The sequence below is a fragment of the Bacillus sp. SKDU12 genome (assembly GCF_010093085.1).
GTDB classification, from domain to species: domain Bacteria; phylum Bacillota; class Bacilli; order Bacillales; family Bacillaceae; genus Bacillus; species Bacillus mexicanus.
This window is the reverse complement of sequence record NZ_MSRC01000017.1, coordinates 252,970-270,123: the sequence shown is the minus strand read 5'-3', so window position 1 is coordinate 270,123 and position 17,154 is coordinate 252,970. Positions and strand designations below refer to the sequence as shown.

The window sequence follows — 17,154 nt, the reverse complement described above, 5'->3', positions numbered from 1 at the left end:
GGCCTATCTGCCGATTGACACCTCAGAAAGTTAAAATCATTCTATTATATCAGCAAACAAAGCTTCTCCTGAGGAAAAAAAACGTCAGCCATGAATTTAATTCATAGACTGACGTTTTTAAAACCTCTTTTAATCTTTATTCAAGGCGATAAATGTCCCGTGAGGATAATCGCCATTCCAACCACATGGGAAATAACCCGCTCTATAAATTTTAAAAATCTTTTCGAAAAAATTATCTGTGTTACCATTAATTGATCTATTAATAGCACAGTTGTTTAAGTCAGCTACTATATCTTCAAAAAAAGTATTAAATTTAGTAGAAGTATGTCTGATGCTCTCAGAAAAAATATCTAATAATGCGTCTATATTTTCTGGCTTTTGATTATCTTCTAATTCGTAAAATCGCTCCCATACTTCACTCATTTCAATTTCCCTTATATCTTTCCAAGTATATTCATCTTCTCCGTACACTTCTTCATAAGCCAAGTATTCAGCCTTTTCTTGGTCATTAATTATTTTAATATAATTAGATAGATTTACTGGTTTTATAGGTTTTAAGGTTTTTGAAAATTCAATTACCTCTTCCACTAGATTATGATATTTTCCAAAACTCATTACTTGTTATACCACCTTTCCCAAAGATCAACTGTCGCTCCACCGCCTCTTTTCCAAATCGGTTTCGTTGAGGCGTTACCTTCTTTCCTTTCTAATTTATATACTTCTAATCCTTTCTCCTTTATTTTCTTTAATTCTGTTTCTAAATAATCATCCCTCATATAAAGAGGCAACCCTTTTTCTTGTAATTCTCTTAATTTTTGTTGTAAGTCATATACCTGTTTTTCAATGACGTCTACACTTTGGTTAACATCGATCTCATCTAATTTTTTTCTCACAAAGCTACTGTAAACTGAATGATATCCTTTATGCCTTGAAGTAGCACTTATATCATCATCCGGAACCCTTAAGTAAAACCCATTTGAAGCATCATCCATATCCATTCCCAACTTCTTCAAAACTGGATGACTTCTAAACTCCTTCGGGATAATATGTTGAGCCTGATATGGAGTACGTTTTGTTGAACGTGGAAGTCCCATTTGCTCAAACATATTTTTACCTAATTTAGTTGAACTCCCTCCTGTAACCTTTCCTGGAGTTCCTGGAATTAATCTTGTAGTAGTACTTCCACTGCTACCTCTACTAGCCATCTTCACAATCCCAAGATCCTTCACAGCCGTCTTTTCCACATCTACACGGACAGTCGGGATTCCGAACGTGGAGCCATCTGGAGTTACAGGGCGTTCTGCGTACACGCGGACGTTTGTTGGGACTTTGAATTGTTTTACTTTTTCTAGTGTCTTGTTAGCTTTTTGGACTTTTGAATGAGTTGCAAGTGGTATGCCTTTATCTGCATGCTTCGCCAGCGCACCAGCTCCAACCAAGCTCAGAGCTGCTTCCAGTGCGCCTTGCTTCCGCTTCTCCTCTGACACTTCGTTACCAAACATATCCCGTCCTGTGACCGCTTCAGAGAATCCGTTTGATGCGACGAGGCCGTATGCGCCCATTTCTGACATTTTGAGAATGTCTAAGGATTTTCCGGTTTTGTAGGCGTCTAATGCGTGTTCGGCTGCGATAGCTGCTTTTCCTGTTTTGTAGATGGCTTTCCCGCCTTTGAAGGCGCGGCCTGCCCAGCCGACGACCGGGATGTACCCTGCGGCTGCCATGGCGCCGGCTGTGACGCGTTCGGCTGTGGAAAGTTTTTCTCCTGTGACAGGATCGTAGCCTTCGGTTGCTCTTATCGTATCATAATAGCCGGTGACTTCGCCTGTGAAGGTGCAGACGCCATCCCATGTTTTTTCATACCATGGTTTATTCGCTTCTTCTTCCGCTTTTTCTTGAAGCTGCCTTGCTTCTGCTTGCTGTTCTTTCGCCTCGATATAAGAAGCCGCTTGTTTTTCCGCTTCTATCGCACCCTTATAAACTTCGCTGGAGGTGAATGCTTTTTTGTTGTAGTGAAGAGGAGCGGCACTTTTTCCTTTGCTTGTTGCTTGCATTAAAGCGGTGTACTTAGCAAGCACGGCATTATCGAGCGACTGCAGATTTTGATATTCTGTGGTCAGCGACTCGTCCAATTCATCAACCGCTGTAATCGTATCGCGCCGGATTTTTTGTGCGTCGTACATCTTGTCTGCGTAATCGTTAAGAGAATAAGAGGATAAATCCAAAATGCCGACAAGACTTGAGAAAATATTATCAATCTCTAATTTATGGGCAGAAACAATTTCTAACGCCTTCAAACTCCCGTTTGTCAGCTCATTTTCCAGATAGGACGTTTCTACATAATGATCAGTTAATTCCTTCTCTTTGACATCTCCAGAGATTCCTTTTAGAAAAGAGATCTGGGCTGAGACAAGCTTCAGCCACGTATCGACAATGTCAGCTTGTCCCTGAAAAAAATCTTTAATATTGTCTGCGCCTTTTCCTTTAAAATCGTCGCCTAAATCAGCTACAGCCTGAAACGCTTTTTTTAAGGTTTCTAACTGCTCTTCAAGCGTTTCATATTGTTTTTTTCTGCTCTTCGCTTCTTCGATTAAAGTCTTTGATTCGAATACTTTACTCATTGCACAGCCCTTTCTATGCTATTTTGCGCCAATTGCCTCGTCCTGCTCCTTCAATGAGTCGACATTGTCTTTTGTGTCTTCTATGTTTTTTTGGACGGCTTTTTTATAATCGCCCAGCATCGTTTTAATGCTTGCCTCACGCTCATGGTACTTTTTCGTATATTCCAGCTTGTTCTTGCCATTTGATCCGGCGGCGCCGATTGATACATCAGCCAGCGCATCTTTGACAGAATCCAATGTTTTGATGACTGTGTCGTACTTCAGCTTAATTTCTGACATAAAAAAAGATCACCACCATTTTAGTTGTCTAATTGTATTTCCGACTTCTTCCGCGAATTCTTCTCCTTTTTTAAGAATATCTGCTGCACCATTTGCTATGAACAATTCCGACGCATAAGTGGCTTTTTCCAATTCAAGATCTAAAATTTTTCCGTTAATCGAAGCCATATACCCGTTATATTTATCATTCACAATCTTGGAAGCTTCCGATTTCGCCTCTTCTCTGCCCTTGTCGAAATCATTCGCTTTTGTTCCCGTCCAGTGCTTGCCCAATTCCGGTTTCACGATATTTTTGATTTCGGTAATAGCCTCTTCTTGCAGTGTGTGTATGTCCTTTTTTGCCTTTTTCAGCTTCTCGATCTTATCTTCCGTATCGGAAATTTTTCCGTTGAGCGAACTTTTGATATCCGCAAGCTTACTTTCGTAACCCATCTGAATCACCTCTTAATACTCAAAAAGTCGTATGGAGGGGCTCGTGAAGATAGACTTTTCCATACTTTATTTCCATATATTATATTTTAAAATAGCCAGAAGGTGGCATAAATAGGGTAAACGACTTAATTTAGGTGTGTGGCGCTCTTAAAATGTAGGTCTATGATCTTGTTTTTGTTCGTTATATAACTAATGAAAGCGCCTCACAAAACGAAAACTCCTAAAGTCGTAGTTACAAAGACACTTGCGAGAGGCAGATATTGATGATCCGCCTCTTTAGTCGGGTATGTTGCATGCTTAAAAAAATAGACATATCATGTGAAATAGACGAAAAAAAGACTGGTGCGCGCGCAACCAGTCTCTCCTTTTATAATTATTGCAAGACACCAGACGGAATAACCGCCTTGCGTCCCACGGAATAATACTCCACTCCTGCGGCGGCAGCTTCATCCAATGTGTAGCAGTTTCTGCCGTCAAATATGAACGGCGTTTCCATTAAGTTCTGATACGCCGCGAGCGGGAATTGTTTAATGTCGGCCCAATCGGTCAAAATCATGACTGCATCGGCCCCTTTGACAGCTTCCTCAATCGTCTCTTTGTATTCAACAGCTTGCGGGAGAACACGCTTCGCTTGGCCGGCGGCAATAGGATCGTAGGCTGTAATATGGGCGTCGAGCGCAGCGAGGCGCTCTGCAATGACAATTGACGGCGCTTCCCTCATATCATCTGTATTCGGTTTAAATGACAGCCCCAAAAGGGCAATCGTTTTCCCCGTCACCCCGCCGAGCCTGTTCAGCGCTTTATCAACCAGCATCGCCTGTTGATTGTTGTTCACTTTGATGACTGATTTCAGCAGCTCAAAATCATGCTCGACATTGCCGGCAATTTGCACGAGGGCATTTGTGTCCTTTGGAAAACAAGAGCCGCCGTAGCCTATGCCAGCTTTTAAAAACTGGCTACCGATCCGTTTATCCTGTCCCATGCCGTGTGCAACTGCTTCAATATCAGCACCGACTTTTTCACATATATTTGAAATTTCGTTTATAAAGCTGATCTTCGTAGCCAGAAAAGCATTTGATGCATATTTGATCATTTCGGCGCTTCTGATATCCGTTTGGTAAATCGGAATTTGAAACGGACGGAAAAGCTCCTCAAGCGTTTTGGCTGTTTTCTGATCTGCTGTTCCGATCACGATTCTATCACCATGAAACGTGTCATAGATCGCCGACCCCTCACGTAAAAATTCCGGATTGGATGCGACCGCAATGCTGACAGGCTCCGAAAGATGTTCAGTGATCAGCTCATTAATCAAATCGTTTGTCCCGACAGGCACTGTGCTTTTCGTTACCACGATGATATCCCGTTTAGCATACTGGGCGATGCGTTTGGCGGCATCCGTAATATGCGCCAGATCCGCGTGCCCGTCGCTTTTCTGCGGTGTGCCGACCGCAATAAAAATAATGTCCGCCTGTGCCAAACCTTTCTCATAGCTCGTTTCAAAATCCAGCCGTCCTTCCGCTGAATTTTTTTTCATCAGCTCTTCAAGGCCTGGTTCAAATATGGGGGAAAACCCCTTTTTCATTTCATCAATCTTGTGAGCGTCAATATCAATGCAGGTTACATGATGGCCAATCTCAGAAAGAGAAACACCTGTCACAAGACCGACATAGCCTGTTCCGATGACTGTTATATTCATTGTTTCCCTCCAACAGTTAAATTGCTGCTTTGCAGCTTCCGTATTATCGTATGAAAACATCCTATCATGAATGCGGATAATCTCCTACATAGCCTGTCGGGTACAGCCTGTACAGATTTCTGAAATGTGATTCAATCCTACAATATACTATTATATCGCTCTGAAAAAGAAAGTGGTGAAATGCGAGCCAGCTGTGCGGAACTGTCTGAAGATCGTCTGGTCAAGGGAGAAACTCGGCATTTCCCGTCAGCATATAAGGATATTCCGAACGTATCCTTTTTTAAGCACATGAAGAACGTAATCCCTCGTTTTCAGATTATGAGTATGTGATGATTCAAATCGGCTCGTGCAAACTAGAGAGAAAATGCTTTCGCTCTTTTTTCAGAAGGTAATACAGCTGGCAAAGATTTTTACTAATTTCTATGTTGTGTTCAGGACGGGCAATACTAAAAGTGCGGCTCCGCATATCAGAGAACCTGATCGATCAGGATGGATTTCATATCATTCAGTGAGAGTAAATTGCCAAAGATTATGATCTCCTGCTTCGGAAGCACGGTTAACAGGATATCTTCTTTAATGAAACGTTTGTTTAACTGATATGCCCGCTTCTCTGTCTGCGGATGGCTCGTTATTCTGATGATGCGGCAGCGGGGTAATGATCCGGACGGACACAGCCTTGCCATTTTCTATGCTGTCGGCCGACGCTGCTGCCGAAACAAGGTGACAGTGAATATCCGTCTCCCGGCTTTCGTAAAAAAAATAACGGGCAAGATGCCCGTTATTATGACATGTTCCTTATTTCTTTCGAAAGCTTTTTCCCATTCATAATCGTCCCAAGGAGCTGGCTATTGCACGATTCAAGTACCTCTTTCGCTTTTGCAGCCTGTTCCTTTTCTGTTTTCCCGCTTGAAATAACCAGAACAGAACAGTCTGCTACATTGCCTAACATTTTTGCATCCGCTGCGGCGAGAATAGGCGGCGTATCAAAAATGACCATATCATATGCCGCACACGCTGCATCCGCGACCTCTTTCATTCCTTTTGAGGAGAGGAGCTCTGCCGGGTTTGGCGGGATCGGACCGCTCGTCAGCACGTCAAGGCGTTGTTCATTTGAGGCTTGTACAGCCTGATCCAGTGAGCTTTTCTTACATAAAACAGATGTGAGGCCAATCCTATTTTCCAAATGAAAGGCCGTATGTATTGTGGGTTTTCGCAAATCAGCATCGATCAGAAGCACTCTTTTTCCCTGCTGGGCATATACGACAGCCAGGTTAGCCGCCGTTGTTGATTTTCCTTCTCCGGAACAGGCCGATGTGATCATCACTGATGTCATTTGTCGATCCCCTAAAGCAAATTCTATATTCGTACGAATCGTCCGATATTGTTCAAAGTTTAAGGTTTGCGGCTTTGCCATCGCAATGACCTCCCTGCACACGCTAGAGCTTTTGCTTTTTCTAAGCGCCAAAATGTCCACTCCCTGTTGTTTCAGAATGGATACCGTGTGAGCCTTTCGCTGTTTTCGTCTCATTGGCAAAGCTGAAAACCGTTCCTAAAACCGGGATGTCCAACAAGGATTCGAGCTGCTCTTCTGATTTGATCGTATGATCTAAATACTCAAGCAGAAAGGCCAGTCCGATGCTTCCTGCCAACCCTGCCGCAAACGCGATTGCAATGTTAAGAAGCGGCTTAGGCGATATAGGTGACGGATGTGCCGAAACTTCAGCTTTTGACAGAATATTGACGTTGTCAACATTCATAATAGATGTGATTTTGTCTTGAAAAACAGAGGCGACGGTATTGGCTATATGAGCCGCTGTTTCCTCGTTTTCATCCCTGACGGATATGTTGACCACTTGGGAGTCCTGTTCGCTGGATACGGTAATTTTGTCATTCAGTTCTTGCGATGTCATTGACAGGCCCATTTCTTTAATAACTTCGTCTAAAATGGCAGGGCTCTTAATGATGACGTTGTACGTGTTGATTAACTGAAGATTGGCTTGCACATCTTTAATTTGTACTTCTTTTCGTTCGTTTTTCAATTGATTGACCAGAATCTGAGTTGAGTTTTCATAGATGGGTGTAAGTGCGAAGAAACTGATGAGTCCGCCCGCGGCAGTCACAGCTGCGGTTACACTCATAATCAAAAGCAAGCGTTTTGTTAGTATTGATACGACCTCTTTTAAACTAGTAGATTCTCCCATGATACCTCCAAATCTCTTATAACATTCTTTTCCATCTATGATTATACAACGTAGAAACCGTATTTTCCCAGCTTTTCATGTGCCATAATGCGACACTTTTTTTACTCTATTTACTGTCTAGTCATCTCTCTTGTTCAGGAAATCACGTATTTACACATAAAAAATCCCGCAAAAAGGCGTGCGGGATTCTTATGTTGCATATCCATTTTTAATATGTGAAATCAAATTTTCAAGCATTTCCTTCGTCGTCATCTCAGATGACTGCTCACCTATTTCATGTGCATGCATCAAAATTTTCAGAAATTCCTCTTGATTTAATTTCTTTTCATTCATTTTTTTGTTCCTTTCAGCTTCCATTAAGTTGAAAACACGATTATTATATGATGCCGGTTGTTAATTTGCAATCTCTAATACATCATTCGACACATTCCATTTTTTATGTCCTTTTTTAGGAAAAACTTTTTCAAGACGATGTGTTGCGATATAATAGAGAAATTGGATCTTTTTATTAAGTGACTCGGTTAGGAGCGATAATCATGCTTCAGAATATAATTTCTAAAGACGATGTGCTGGCATCTGCTGAACAGTTGAGGGAACTTATTCCTTATAATGAGGAAAATGTCCAGCTGATCAAAAAGGCCCTTATTTTATATCGGCAGGATTCAGTCTATCGTTTACAAGCAATGAGTCCGACGGAAGTTACGGCTTACGTGCAGGATGTTGTGCCTGTGCGGGTCACATTGAACTTGTTTGTCATAGCCAAAAGCGGCTGTTCATGTCCGTCCGGAAGAATTTGCCGCCATATGCTGGCTGTTTTTTTATATGTATATGCAATGTTCGAGCGAGTGGGTACTTTTACAGAACACTGGCTCGAGAGGGAAAAGCTTGAGGAAAGCAAAGAACTCGTCCGCCGCCAGTTTCAGGAAAAGGTGCTGCCTAATGAAGAATCGCTTTCAAGCTGGCTCGCTTTTTTCGATGCAGAATTTTCTCTCTGGAAGGCGCGTACACCGGAAGGCAGCCAAAATATGCAGGGTCTCTATTACGGCTACTTGTCCGCCTTAAAAAAACATGCGCCGAACAAACCCGAGCTGAAAAGCCTGTATCAGATTCATTCCTCGATTGCGGTTTGGCTTCGGATGTTCACATTGATTGAAGCGGGCAAGCTGAACCCCGAGCAAGACTTTTATTCCCTCAATCCGTATGTTGAACAGCTGATGGATACGATCTACAGCTCAATTGATACATTAAAAACATACGCGCTGTCATTTGCGCTTGATCCGTTTTTGGAAAAAACGCCGGAAGTGATCCGGAACTTGCTGTTGAAAGAAGATGTTTTTCAATATGAACGCATCCGTATTTTCGCTGAAATTTGGAGCACGCTGCTATCGAGGCAAAAATGGGTGTCGCACGAACAGGAGTTTTTAAAAAAAGAAGCCAAACGGCGTTTTTCACCTGAATTGCAATTCGGACGCCTGCATCTGGATTTCTTGCAGAAGAATGATGACGTTATTTTTGCGGAAGCTGATCAATTCCCGCCTGAAGCGCTGCCGTATACGTTTCAGTGGCTGGGTGAAATGACTGCCAAGAAGGATTGGAAACGGCTGAAAACATGGTACCAGCGGATTGAACCGATTGCGCTGGGTTATACGAAACTGGATAAACCGTTTAAAGAAATTCGCGACGTGATCGGCGAGCTGCTCCTTCTGCTGAACGCCTATGTGAAGCAAACCAATGACCAGGCGCTGTTTGAACGCTATGCCGCGGGCTGTCTGCCGTATACGTTCACAGAATACAGCCATCATTTATATGAGAAAAAACGCTATGCCGAGTGGATTGAAATTCACAGCCTTGTCGGCTTTTCCATCTATGAAATGGATAAAATCATGTTGAAGGAAATTACAGCGAGTGATCCGGAGGCGCTGATTCCGGCTTACCACAGAGAAGTGTCCTTTTTTATCGATCAGAAAAACCGCAGTTCGTATAAGGAAGCCGCCCGGTATTTGAAAAAACTGCGCACCCTATACAGAAAAGCGAAGAAACTGAAGGTATGGGAGCGGTACATTCAGCAATTGAGCTCGCATTACAAGCGACTGCGCGCACTACAAGAAGAACTGCAGAAAGGAAAGTTGATTGATGGCGAGTCTTAAAGAAATTCTTATCCACGTCGAACAAATGGAAGATGGGTCATTTACGCTCTCAGCCTTTGATGAGAATGAACAGCCCCTTCCCTACAGCCATATGAAAAGGCATTTGTTCCAGTGGCATGAATCCTCATTTTACGGAACCTTCCTTGAGGATGTCAGCTTCATCGGGACAACCGCTGTTTTGCTTTCTCCATGGATGACTGTAGAACTTCTCGGCAAAAACTCGTTCAACTCATTTAGCTCCGTGCAGCTTACAGAAGAAACGGAGCCGCTGATCGAGGCGGCCTCGACCATCTATGAATTTATCGCAGACGGTGATTTTCTGCCTGACTACAAAGCGTGGACAAACGGTGTTTTTCGTTGGAAAGACCGCGACAATATACTGGAAGGTTTTACTGCGGATTGGTTTTCCGCAGCAGTGCAGGATTACATCCAATACGATGATGACCTGCGGGAGAAATGGGAGCACATTAAGGAAAAATCGCCTGCGATCACGACATTCCGCGGACATTTTCTCGATGAAGAGGATTTTCTAGTACGGATCGGCTGGATTGACGATCAATCTCCATTTACAGTCGGCCTGCGCTTAAACGAACCAGACTTTGACGGTGACGAATGGAAAATTGAGATATTTTTACGAGATAAAAAAAGCGGCGCTGTCGAATTCTTTGACGGCCTAAAGAGCCTCAAAAAATCGTGGCAGGCGCACAGTGACAAAATTGCGCGTGAACAGGACCGCTTTCACAGAACAGTTCCTTGGCTGTCATTTGATTCTGGAACAACATTGATCTCAGAGGAAGAAGCCTGGCTCTTTCTGTCAGAAGCAAGTGAGACGCTTGTCGACATGGGCATTGAAATTCTTCTGCCGTCCTGGTGGCAGATTGTCAGAGACAGCAACATGATGCTGAAGGCAAAAGTGTCGTCTGCCCCGCGCGGCGAGTCATTTGTCGGCATGAATGCGCTGCTTGATTTCAACTGGCGGTTTGCGACAAATGGGATTGAGCTGACTGAGGCTGAATTCGATGAGCTTGTCGCCAGCAATAGACGCCTCGTGAATATTCGCGGGCAATGGGTAAAAATCGACCCGCAGTTTATTAAACAGATGAAACGCCTGATGGAAAAAGCGGAATCAGAAGGACTTCACATGTCTGATATTCTGGCGCGCGAGCTAATGGATCAGGGGGAAGGCGGGCTTGAGGAGTCAGATCTAATTGATGCATCTGCTTTTGCCGGCATCCAATTTGATCTGTCCAAACAGCTCAGGTCACTGATTCGGAAGCTCACGACCGCGGAGAACCTGCCGGACCATGAAGTCAGTCCTTCTTTCAAAGGGACGCTTCGCCCCTATCAGATATATGGCATGAACTGGCTGCTGTTTCTGCGGGAAAGCGGTTTTGGCGCCTGTCTGGCTGACGATATGGGACTTGGGAAAACGATTCAAATGATCGCCTATTTCCTGCACGTGAAGGAAAGCGGGCAGCAAACAACGCCGAATTTGATTATTGCGCCGACATCCGTACTTGGCAACTGGCAGCGGGAGTTTCAAACCTTTGCCCCTGATCTGTCTATCGCGCTTCATTACGGGCCGCGGCGTCCAAAGGGTGATGATTTTGCTGCTCACTACAAACACGCGGATGTGGTACTCACTTCATACGGGCTGTCTCATGCCGATTCGGAAGAGCTGGCTTCTGTGACATGGAACACAATCTGCCTTGATGAAGCACAAAATATAAAAAACGCACATACGAAGCAATCACGTGCCATCAGAAAACTGAAAGGGCTGCACCATATTGCGCTGAGCGGCACGCCGATGGAAAACCGCTTGACTGAGCTGTGGTCAATTTTTGATTTCATGAATAAAGGCTACCTTGGCAGTTTGACGGGTTTTCACAAACGCTATGTGCTGCCGATTGAAAAAGACCGGGACGAAAAGATAATCGGACAGCTGCAGCAATTAATTCGGCCGTTCCTTCTGCGGCGGACGAAACGGGATGAGGAGGTCGCCCTTAATCTTCCTGAGAAACTGGAAGAAAAAGAATTTATCCCGCTGTCAGCCGAACAGGCGTCACTTTATGAGCAGCTTGTCAAAGACACATTTGACCATATGACATCACTGACCGGCATGCAGCGAAAGGCGCTGATTCTCAGCATGCTCGGACGGCTCAAGCAAATATGCGATCACCCCGCGCTCTATTTAAAAGAAGAGCAAACCGAGCTGCTGGCAGGCAGATCAGTCAAGCTTGAAAAATTGCTTGAGCTCATGACAGCGATCCGCGCCCAAAACGAAAGCTGTCTCATTTTCACGCAATACATTCAGATGGGGAACATGATGAAGCGGCTGCTTGAAAAAACGTTTGGTGAACCTGTGCAATTTTTAAATGGGAGCCTTTCCAAGCAAGAGCGGGATTCCCTCGTTGAAAGATTTCAGAAGAAAGAATACCCGACGCTGATTCTTTCACTCAAAGCTGGAGGCACCGGACTTAATTTGACCGCCGCCAACCATGTTATCCATTATGACAGATGGTGGAACCCGGCGGTTGAAAACCAGGCCACTGACCGGGCATACCGCATTGGCCAGGAGCGCTTTGTCCATGTTCATAAAATGATTACGACGGGAACAATCGAAGAAAAAATCGATGTCATGCTCGAATCGAAGCAAACCTTGAACGATCAAATTATTCAAAGTGAAAACTGGATTACCGAGCTTTCCACACAGGAACTCGAAGAATTGTTTACATTGAGCGCTTCAGCGCGATGAAATAACAAAAAAGCTGGCTCCTGAATAGAAAGAGCCAGCTTTTTTCCGTTCATGACCGTCACGCCGGATGTCCAAGGAATCCGTTACGCCGGTTATCAACAGGATGCACGCTGGATGCAGCATATAAACCTGCAGCCAGTTTTTTATCATATGTGGGGCGTCGTGTTCGTCATTGGTCAAGGTGACAGCGTCGGCCATCTTTTCCGGTAAAATGGCACCGCCCTTTTTGCGGATGATGACATTCTGTTTCTCCAGCTTCACAAGATCCCGTCTCGCTGTATCCCTTGATACTCAAAAGAGCGTACAGATCTGCTCTGTCGTAATACGGTTATGCTGTTTTTTAAAATCCAAAATCGCTACTAATCTTTCTTCTTGGTACACGCCCTCATTCCTTTTCTTCTCAATCATCTTTAAGAGATTATAAGTTTTCAAGTAGATGTGTTCAATGCTTTTAAGTGAAAACGTGTCATTATAACCGTTTTTTTCTTAATAATAAAAAACCAGTCTGTGCGACTGGTCAATTTTGAGGGGGATGAAGCGGAGATCCTGTAAACATGAATGGATTGAAAACGGGAGGATCAGGGAGATGTCAATCGGCAGCTTTTTCCCGGGGTTTAGGGTCCATAAAACGAATAGTGTCAGCCAACACTTCTGTTACATAGACGGTAACACCTTCTGCATTTTCATAGCGCCTTGTCTGAATCCGCCCATTTACGCCGACGAGAGAACCATTTTGGCAATACAATGCTGTATTTTCAGCTGTTTTTCTCCAAAGCGTACAATTAACGTAATCGGCCTCGGTTTCACCTGAAGCGTTTTTGAAGCTGCGGTTTACCGCGAGCGTAACGTGTGCAACTGCGGCACCAGCGGAAGTGTAACGAAGTTCAGGATCTTTGGTAAGACGTCCGACAAGCATGACCTGATTGAACATGCGATTCCTCCTCTCCTTGCGGTTATGTGTATTGTAGTTGATGCAATAAGAAAAGAAAAACGCTTAAAAATTACTTTCAGCCTATGTTTTTATCTTTCGTTTTCATTTTTCCATCAGTTAAAAACATCTTTTGTTTTTTTCCTCTAAAGAAATATGTACTTTTTAAAAACCAGAAAAATATTTGCTTTGTCAGCCCATTTTGCGTATTCATGCACACGTAGGAAGAACCATCCCATGCAAACCATTGAAAGCTCAGTTTTTTTTCCGGCATCGACAGCTCGATTTTATACTGCTCCATGCCGTCATGCGTTTCGTATAGGAAGCTTATCCTTCCTTTTTTGTTCAAATGAACCTCAAACACATCTTTACGGCTTAACATATATGCTTCATCCTTTTGAAGCAGACGATTTTCAGAAGGAGTGCCGTCAATGTAAATTTCTTTCAAACGAAATTGATTCATACACATCTCTCCGTAATCCATAGTCAGTTACAGTATAATGAAAAAATTGAAATTATTAAATGTTTCATCAATACGAAATGCTCTGGCCCCGCGTTGCTGCGTTTTTTCCTCTAAAACGTTTATGTTATAATGAAAGACAGAAATCTTTGGAAGCAAGCGGGGTGAGAAAAGAAATGAAAACCTTTAAACTGGTTGACCTGAATGTGGAACGAGTGGACAAGGAAGAAAAATCAATTGAACAGTTTCCCCTTCTTGACGGGCTGATTATCAATAAAGAAGACGGTGAAAATCACTGGCTGATTGAAGCGCTTGTAGCGAAAGAACACCTGTCTTTTTTTGAACAGCTTCAAAACAGCCAAACGGAAGCCAAAGTATTTGTAACGATCACGAAAAAAAGCAATCGCCCCGCCCAACTGACAGCAGCAGTGAAAAACATCATCGAACTGGAAGAAAGCATACAGGTTTTAATCTACGGACAAATGGTCACAAGAAAACAGCAAGGCACTGAAACCATTCTGAAATCTCTTATAAAAGAAGGCTATACAGGCACAGAACTGGTTGAGGCGTTTAAACAAAAAATGTAAAAGTTGAGAGGGACGTATTCCCTCTCCAAGTGCTGAGGTGAAGATATTGAGCAAGCGAAAGATGCAAGCAGTCCTTGTATCACTGATCGGTACGGCACTCCTCATGACATCCTGCTTACAAACACCTGCAGAAGCTGTAGCCGCAGAAAAAAATGCAAATATGAAAAAGCTGAAGGCTGATGAGTTTTTCACAGACCGCGACGGCACATTTATCATGCGGGATCTCAAACATGATAAAACATTCGTCTATAACGATCAGCGCGCAACCCAAAGATTTGCGCCGCAGTCGACGTTTAAAGTACCTAATGCCCTTATTGGGTTACAAACGGGTGCTGTTAAAGATGAATATGACATCAAATACTGGGACGGTGTGAAGCGGGAACTTGATATTTGGAACCAAGACCACACGCTTGGCTCAGCTATGAGATATTCAGTTGTTTGGTATTACCAGGCAATGGCCCGTGACATCGGTGAAAAACAAATGAAGGAATGGGTTGAAAAATTAGGGTATGGCAACCAAGATATCAGCGGCGGGATTGATCAATTCTGGCTAAGCAGCACTCTCAAAATCTCTCCGTTCGAACAAATAGACTTTATGGAATCGTTATACAAAGAAAAACTCCCATTCGACAAAAGCGTCATGAAAACGGTAAAACGAATGATGATTCAAGAAGACGAAGATCACTATACGCTTTATGGAAAAACCGGTTCTGGCTCAGGCATCGGCTGGTATGCGGGCTTTGTCAGCACCGAGCATGGAGCGTACAGTTTCGTAACAAACATTGACGGAACCGGCACTGAAGCGAAAAGCATCACTATGAATATGCTGAAGCAATATGTTCTGCATTAAAAAAACCGCCGTATCAAATCGGCGGTTTTCTTTATTCCGGCGACTTTGTTTGCTGCTTCAGCAGATCTCTGATTTCTTTCAGCAGCTCCTCTTGCGCATCCGCTGCTTCCTCCGCCGCCTCTTCTTCCGCTTCTTTTTTGCGCCTTATCCCATTTAAAGTCCGAATGACAATAAAAATGGAGAACGATATAATTAAGAAATTCACAATCGTCTGTACAAAGCTGCCGTACTTCACTACAGCATCGCCAAACGTAATCGACAGGCTGGAAAAATCAAGCCCCCCCAGCAGTAAACCCACCAAAGGCATGATGATGTCATTGACGAGAGAGGTGACGATTTTCCCGAACGCCCCGCCTATTACCACACCGATTGCGAGGTCAACGATGTTTCCCCGCATGGCAAAAGCCTTAAATTCATTCCACATACAATCACCTGCCTTCCACATGTTTTGAAAGAAAAAAAGACAAATGTGCCGCTGCCCATCTGCCTTTTTTCATTTATTCTCCGAGAGCAAAAGTCAATTCCGCTTCACAAACGACTTCACCATCAACAGTGGCAATGCCTTTACCGCGCCCGATTGACCCGCGCGCGCGAATGACTTCAAGCTCAAGTTGAAGCTGATCACCGGGCTTGACTTGTTTTTTAAATCGGCAATTATCAATGCCTGCAAAGAATGCCAGTCTTCCGCGGTTTTCTTCTTTAATCAGCATCGCTACAGCTCCGACTTGAGCAAGCGCTTCTACAATTAATACGCCGGGCATGACTGAATACTGAGGAAAATGCCCGTTAAAAAACTCTTCATTTGCCGTTACATTTTTATAACCTTTTGCCCATTTTCCCTCTTCAACTTCCGTTATTCGGTCCACAAGCAAAAACGGATAACGGTGGGGAATAATTTCTTTAATTTGCTGAGTATCAAGCATTCTCTTGACATCTCCTTTATCTGCATTAGTATGTATAGCAATCATCAAAGATCAAATCTCTACATTTGAAAAGTATATTATGAATTAATCTCTTTTTCAACTGCGCTAAAATGTGTAACCTACTGTCAATGAGAGCCGTCAAAAGTTATGATATGATAATTATAGATTTTACCAATAGCAAAGAGGTAGGAAAATGATTTCGAAGTTTATTGAAAAAAAGATGCAAAACATGTTAAACGAGTGGTATTCCGCAATGAGCAAACGCAAAATGAATCATGTTTGCCCGCTGAAAGAAAAAGTTGACCGGCACCTTCCGAAGATCAAAAAGAACCCAAAGCTTTGGATGCGTTATCAATTGTTTCAAGCCCGCCATCAGCTGCTTTTTGAAAATCAGAACAGACTTGATTTATTATTCGATGATCTATACAGTTTGGAAGACAAAATGGATGATGAATTGAAATATTATCTGTATTTTTTCTCAGGATTATACGAAATGGTAAAAACAGCTCCGAAACATGCAGTAAATCATTTTAAAAAAGCGGAACAATATCTGGATGCTATTCAAAATACGTTTGAAGCCGCTGACTTATATTATCAAACCGCCGGCGCCTATTACATGATGAAATCACCGCCGCTTTCCATCCAATACGTCAAAAAAGCATTACACATCTATTTACACCAATTTGGCTACATCAAGAAAGTGATCACCTGCAAGCTTTTGCTCGCCGTTAATTATATTGATCAAGAACGCTATGAAAAAGCGGAACAGCTTTTCAATGAAATCATTAAGAAAACCCAGCAATTACATGACGAAAATCTGCTATGCCACGCTTATTATAACCTTGGCTTTTTAAAAGCAGCCGAAAAAAAAGATCAGGAAGCGCTTCTTTATTTTAAAAAAGTGTTAAAGAACGAAGAATTTGAAACGAATTCTCCCGTCTCGTATCTCCACTGTGTATACGAATCTGTCAGAGCGCTGTTTAAAACAGGAAATACTGCAGAAGCGAAAGTTTTTCTGCAAAAAGGCAAAGAATTGTCTAAAATAGTAGACATTCAAACCATTTACTTAAAATTAAAAACACTCGAAGCCCTTTACACATCAAATGAAGACCCTTATGATCAGCTGCTTGAATATGTACTTGAATTAGAAAAAATTGAAGCATGGGTGGATTTAGAAGTGCTTTTAGAAGATATTACGGAATACTACAAAAAAAAGGACGATTTCGAAAAAGCCGCTTTTTTTATTATGCGCGGCTGATGGAAAACGCCCAAATTACT

At 43.0% G+C, this 17,154-nt stretch carries 17 protein-coding genes and 1 pseudogene; 5 read left to right on the top strand and 13 right to left on the bottom strand.

What is annotated here, in order from left to right:
* Positions 1-129: 129 nt before the first annotated feature.
* The 8 genes from BTW01_RS15625 to BTW01_RS15590 all read right to left on the bottom strand — a co-directional run bounded on the left by BTW01_RS15625 (position 130) and on the right by BTW01_RS15590 (position 7,559).
* Positions 130-615, bottom strand: a complete 486-nt coding sequence (locus BTW01_RS15625; RefSeq protein WP_162103906.1) for a hypothetical protein — start codon at positions 613-615, stop codon at positions 130-132.
* Positions 615-2,618 carry a T7SS effector LXG polymorphic toxin gene (locus tag BTW01_RS15620; RefSeq protein ID WP_162103905.1) on the bottom strand — a complete coding sequence of 668 codons (2,004 nt, stop codon included), beginning with the start codon at positions 2,616-2,618 and terminating at the stop codon, positions 615-617. Before BTW01_RS15620 ends, BTW01_RS15625 begins: the two co-directional genes overlap by 1 nt.
* An 18-nt stretch (positions 2,619-2,636) precedes the next feature.
* Complete coding sequence (locus BTW01_RS15615) at positions 2,637-2,897, bottom strand: YwqI/YxiC family protein (protein WP_162103904.1); 261 nt, start codon at positions 2,895-2,897, stop codon at positions 2,637-2,639.
* 9 nt (positions 2,898-2,906) lie between these two features.
* Entirely contained in the window at positions 2,907-3,329 is a 423-nt protein-coding gene (locus BTW01_RS15610) for a YwqH-like family protein (protein WP_162103903.1), read from the bottom strand.
* 373 nt (positions 3,330-3,702) lie between these two features.
* Positions 3,703-5,025 (bottom strand): UDP-glucose dehydrogenase family protein, encoded by a 1,323-nt coding sequence (locus BTW01_RS15605; RefSeq protein ID WP_162103902.1) that lies wholly within the window; start codon positions 5,023-5,025, stop codon positions 3,703-3,705.
* 781 nt (positions 5,026-5,806) lie between these two features.
* Positions 5,807-6,490, bottom strand: a complete 684-nt coding sequence (locus tag BTW01_RS15600; protein ID WP_162103901.1) for a CpsD/CapB family tyrosine-protein kinase — start codon at positions 6,488-6,490, stop codon at positions 5,807-5,809.
* On the bottom strand, positions 6,480-7,226 hold the full coding sequence (locus BTW01_RS15595) for a YveK family protein (protein WP_162103900.1): 747 nt from the start codon (positions 7,224-7,226) through the stop codon (positions 6,480-6,482). Before BTW01_RS15595 ends, BTW01_RS15600 begins: the two co-directional genes overlap by 11 nt.
* 189 nt (positions 7,227-7,415) lie before the next feature.
* The gene (locus tag BTW01_RS15590; RefSeq protein ID WP_162103899.1) at positions 7,416-7,559 is read right to left on the bottom strand and encodes a hypothetical protein; all 144 of its coding nucleotides are present in this window, start codon (positions 7,557-7,559) and stop codon (positions 7,416-7,418) included.
* A 203-nt stretch (positions 7,560-7,762) separates the two neighbouring features.
* Between BTW01_RS15590 and BTW01_RS15585 the strand changes: the two genes are divergently transcribed.
* Complete coding sequence (locus BTW01_RS15585) at positions 7,763-9,373, top strand: SWIM zinc finger family protein (RefSeq protein WP_162103898.1); 1,611 nt, start codon at positions 7,763-7,765, stop codon at positions 9,371-9,373.
* Positions 9,360-12,128, top strand: coding sequence for a DEAD/DEAH box helicase (locus tag BTW01_RS15580; RefSeq protein WP_162103897.1), 2,769 nt, complete (start codon positions 9,360-9,362; stop codon positions 12,126-12,128). Before BTW01_RS15585 ends, BTW01_RS15580 begins: the two co-directional genes overlap by 14 nt.
* Before the next feature lie 204 nt (positions 12,129-12,332).
* On the opposite strand, the pseudogene BTW01_RS15575 reads toward BTW01_RS15580, so the two are convergent.
* From BTW01_RS15575 to BTW01_RS15565, 3 genes and pseudogenes are all read right to left on the bottom strand, one after another.
* Positions 12,333-12,509: pseudogene (locus BTW01_RS15575) on the bottom strand (DeoR family transcriptional regulator); the annotation flags it as partial.
* 208 nt (positions 12,510-12,717) lie between these two features.
* Positions 12,718-13,059: a single-stranded DNA-binding protein SsbB gene (gene ssbB / locus BTW01_RS15570; RefSeq protein WP_162103896.1), complete on the bottom strand. Its 342-nt coding sequence runs from the start codon at positions 13,057-13,059 to the stop codon at positions 12,718-12,720.
* 76 nt (positions 13,060-13,135) lie between these two features.
* Positions 13,136-13,519: a hypothetical protein gene (locus BTW01_RS15565; RefSeq protein ID WP_162103895.1), complete on the bottom strand. Its 384-nt coding sequence runs from the start codon at positions 13,517-13,519 to the stop codon at positions 13,136-13,138.
* Between the two features lie 173 nt (positions 13,520-13,692).
* On the opposite strand from BTW01_RS15565, the gene BTW01_RS15560 reads away from it, so the two are divergent.
* Positions 13,693-14,103 carry a YwpF-like family protein gene (locus BTW01_RS15560; RefSeq protein ID WP_162103894.1) on the top strand — a complete coding sequence of 137 codons (411 nt, stop codon included), beginning with the start codon at positions 13,693-13,695 and terminating at the stop codon, positions 14,101-14,103.
* Positions 14,104-14,149: 46 nt separating this feature from the next.
* On the top strand, positions 14,150-14,953 hold the full coding sequence (blaOXA, locus tag BTW01_RS15555) for a class D beta-lactamase (protein ID WP_162103893.1): 804 nt from the start codon (positions 14,150-14,152) through the stop codon (positions 14,951-14,953).
* Positions 14,954-14,984: 31 nt separating this feature from the next.
* Here the strand turns inward: blaOXA and mscL are convergent, their stop codons facing one another.
* The gene (mscL, locus tag BTW01_RS15550) at positions 14,985-15,377 is read right to left on the bottom strand and encodes a large conductance mechanosensitive channel protein MscL (protein ID WP_162103892.1); all 393 of its coding nucleotides are present in this window, start codon (positions 15,375-15,377) and stop codon (positions 14,985-14,987) included.
* 73 nt (positions 15,378-15,450) lie between these two features.
* Positions 15,451-15,876, bottom strand: a complete 426-nt coding sequence (gene fabZ, locus BTW01_RS15545; protein WP_162103891.1) for a 3-hydroxyacyl-ACP dehydratase FabZ — start codon at positions 15,874-15,876, stop codon at positions 15,451-15,453.
* Between the two features lie 193 nt (positions 15,877-16,069).
* Between fabZ and BTW01_RS15540 the strand changes: the two genes are divergently transcribed.
* Positions 16,070-17,134 carry a tetratricopeptide repeat protein gene (locus BTW01_RS15540; RefSeq protein ID WP_162103890.1) on the top strand — a complete coding sequence of 355 codons (1,065 nt, stop codon included), beginning with the start codon at positions 16,070-16,072 and terminating at the stop codon, positions 17,132-17,134.
* The last annotated feature ends 20 nt before the right edge of the window (positions 17,135-17,154 follow it).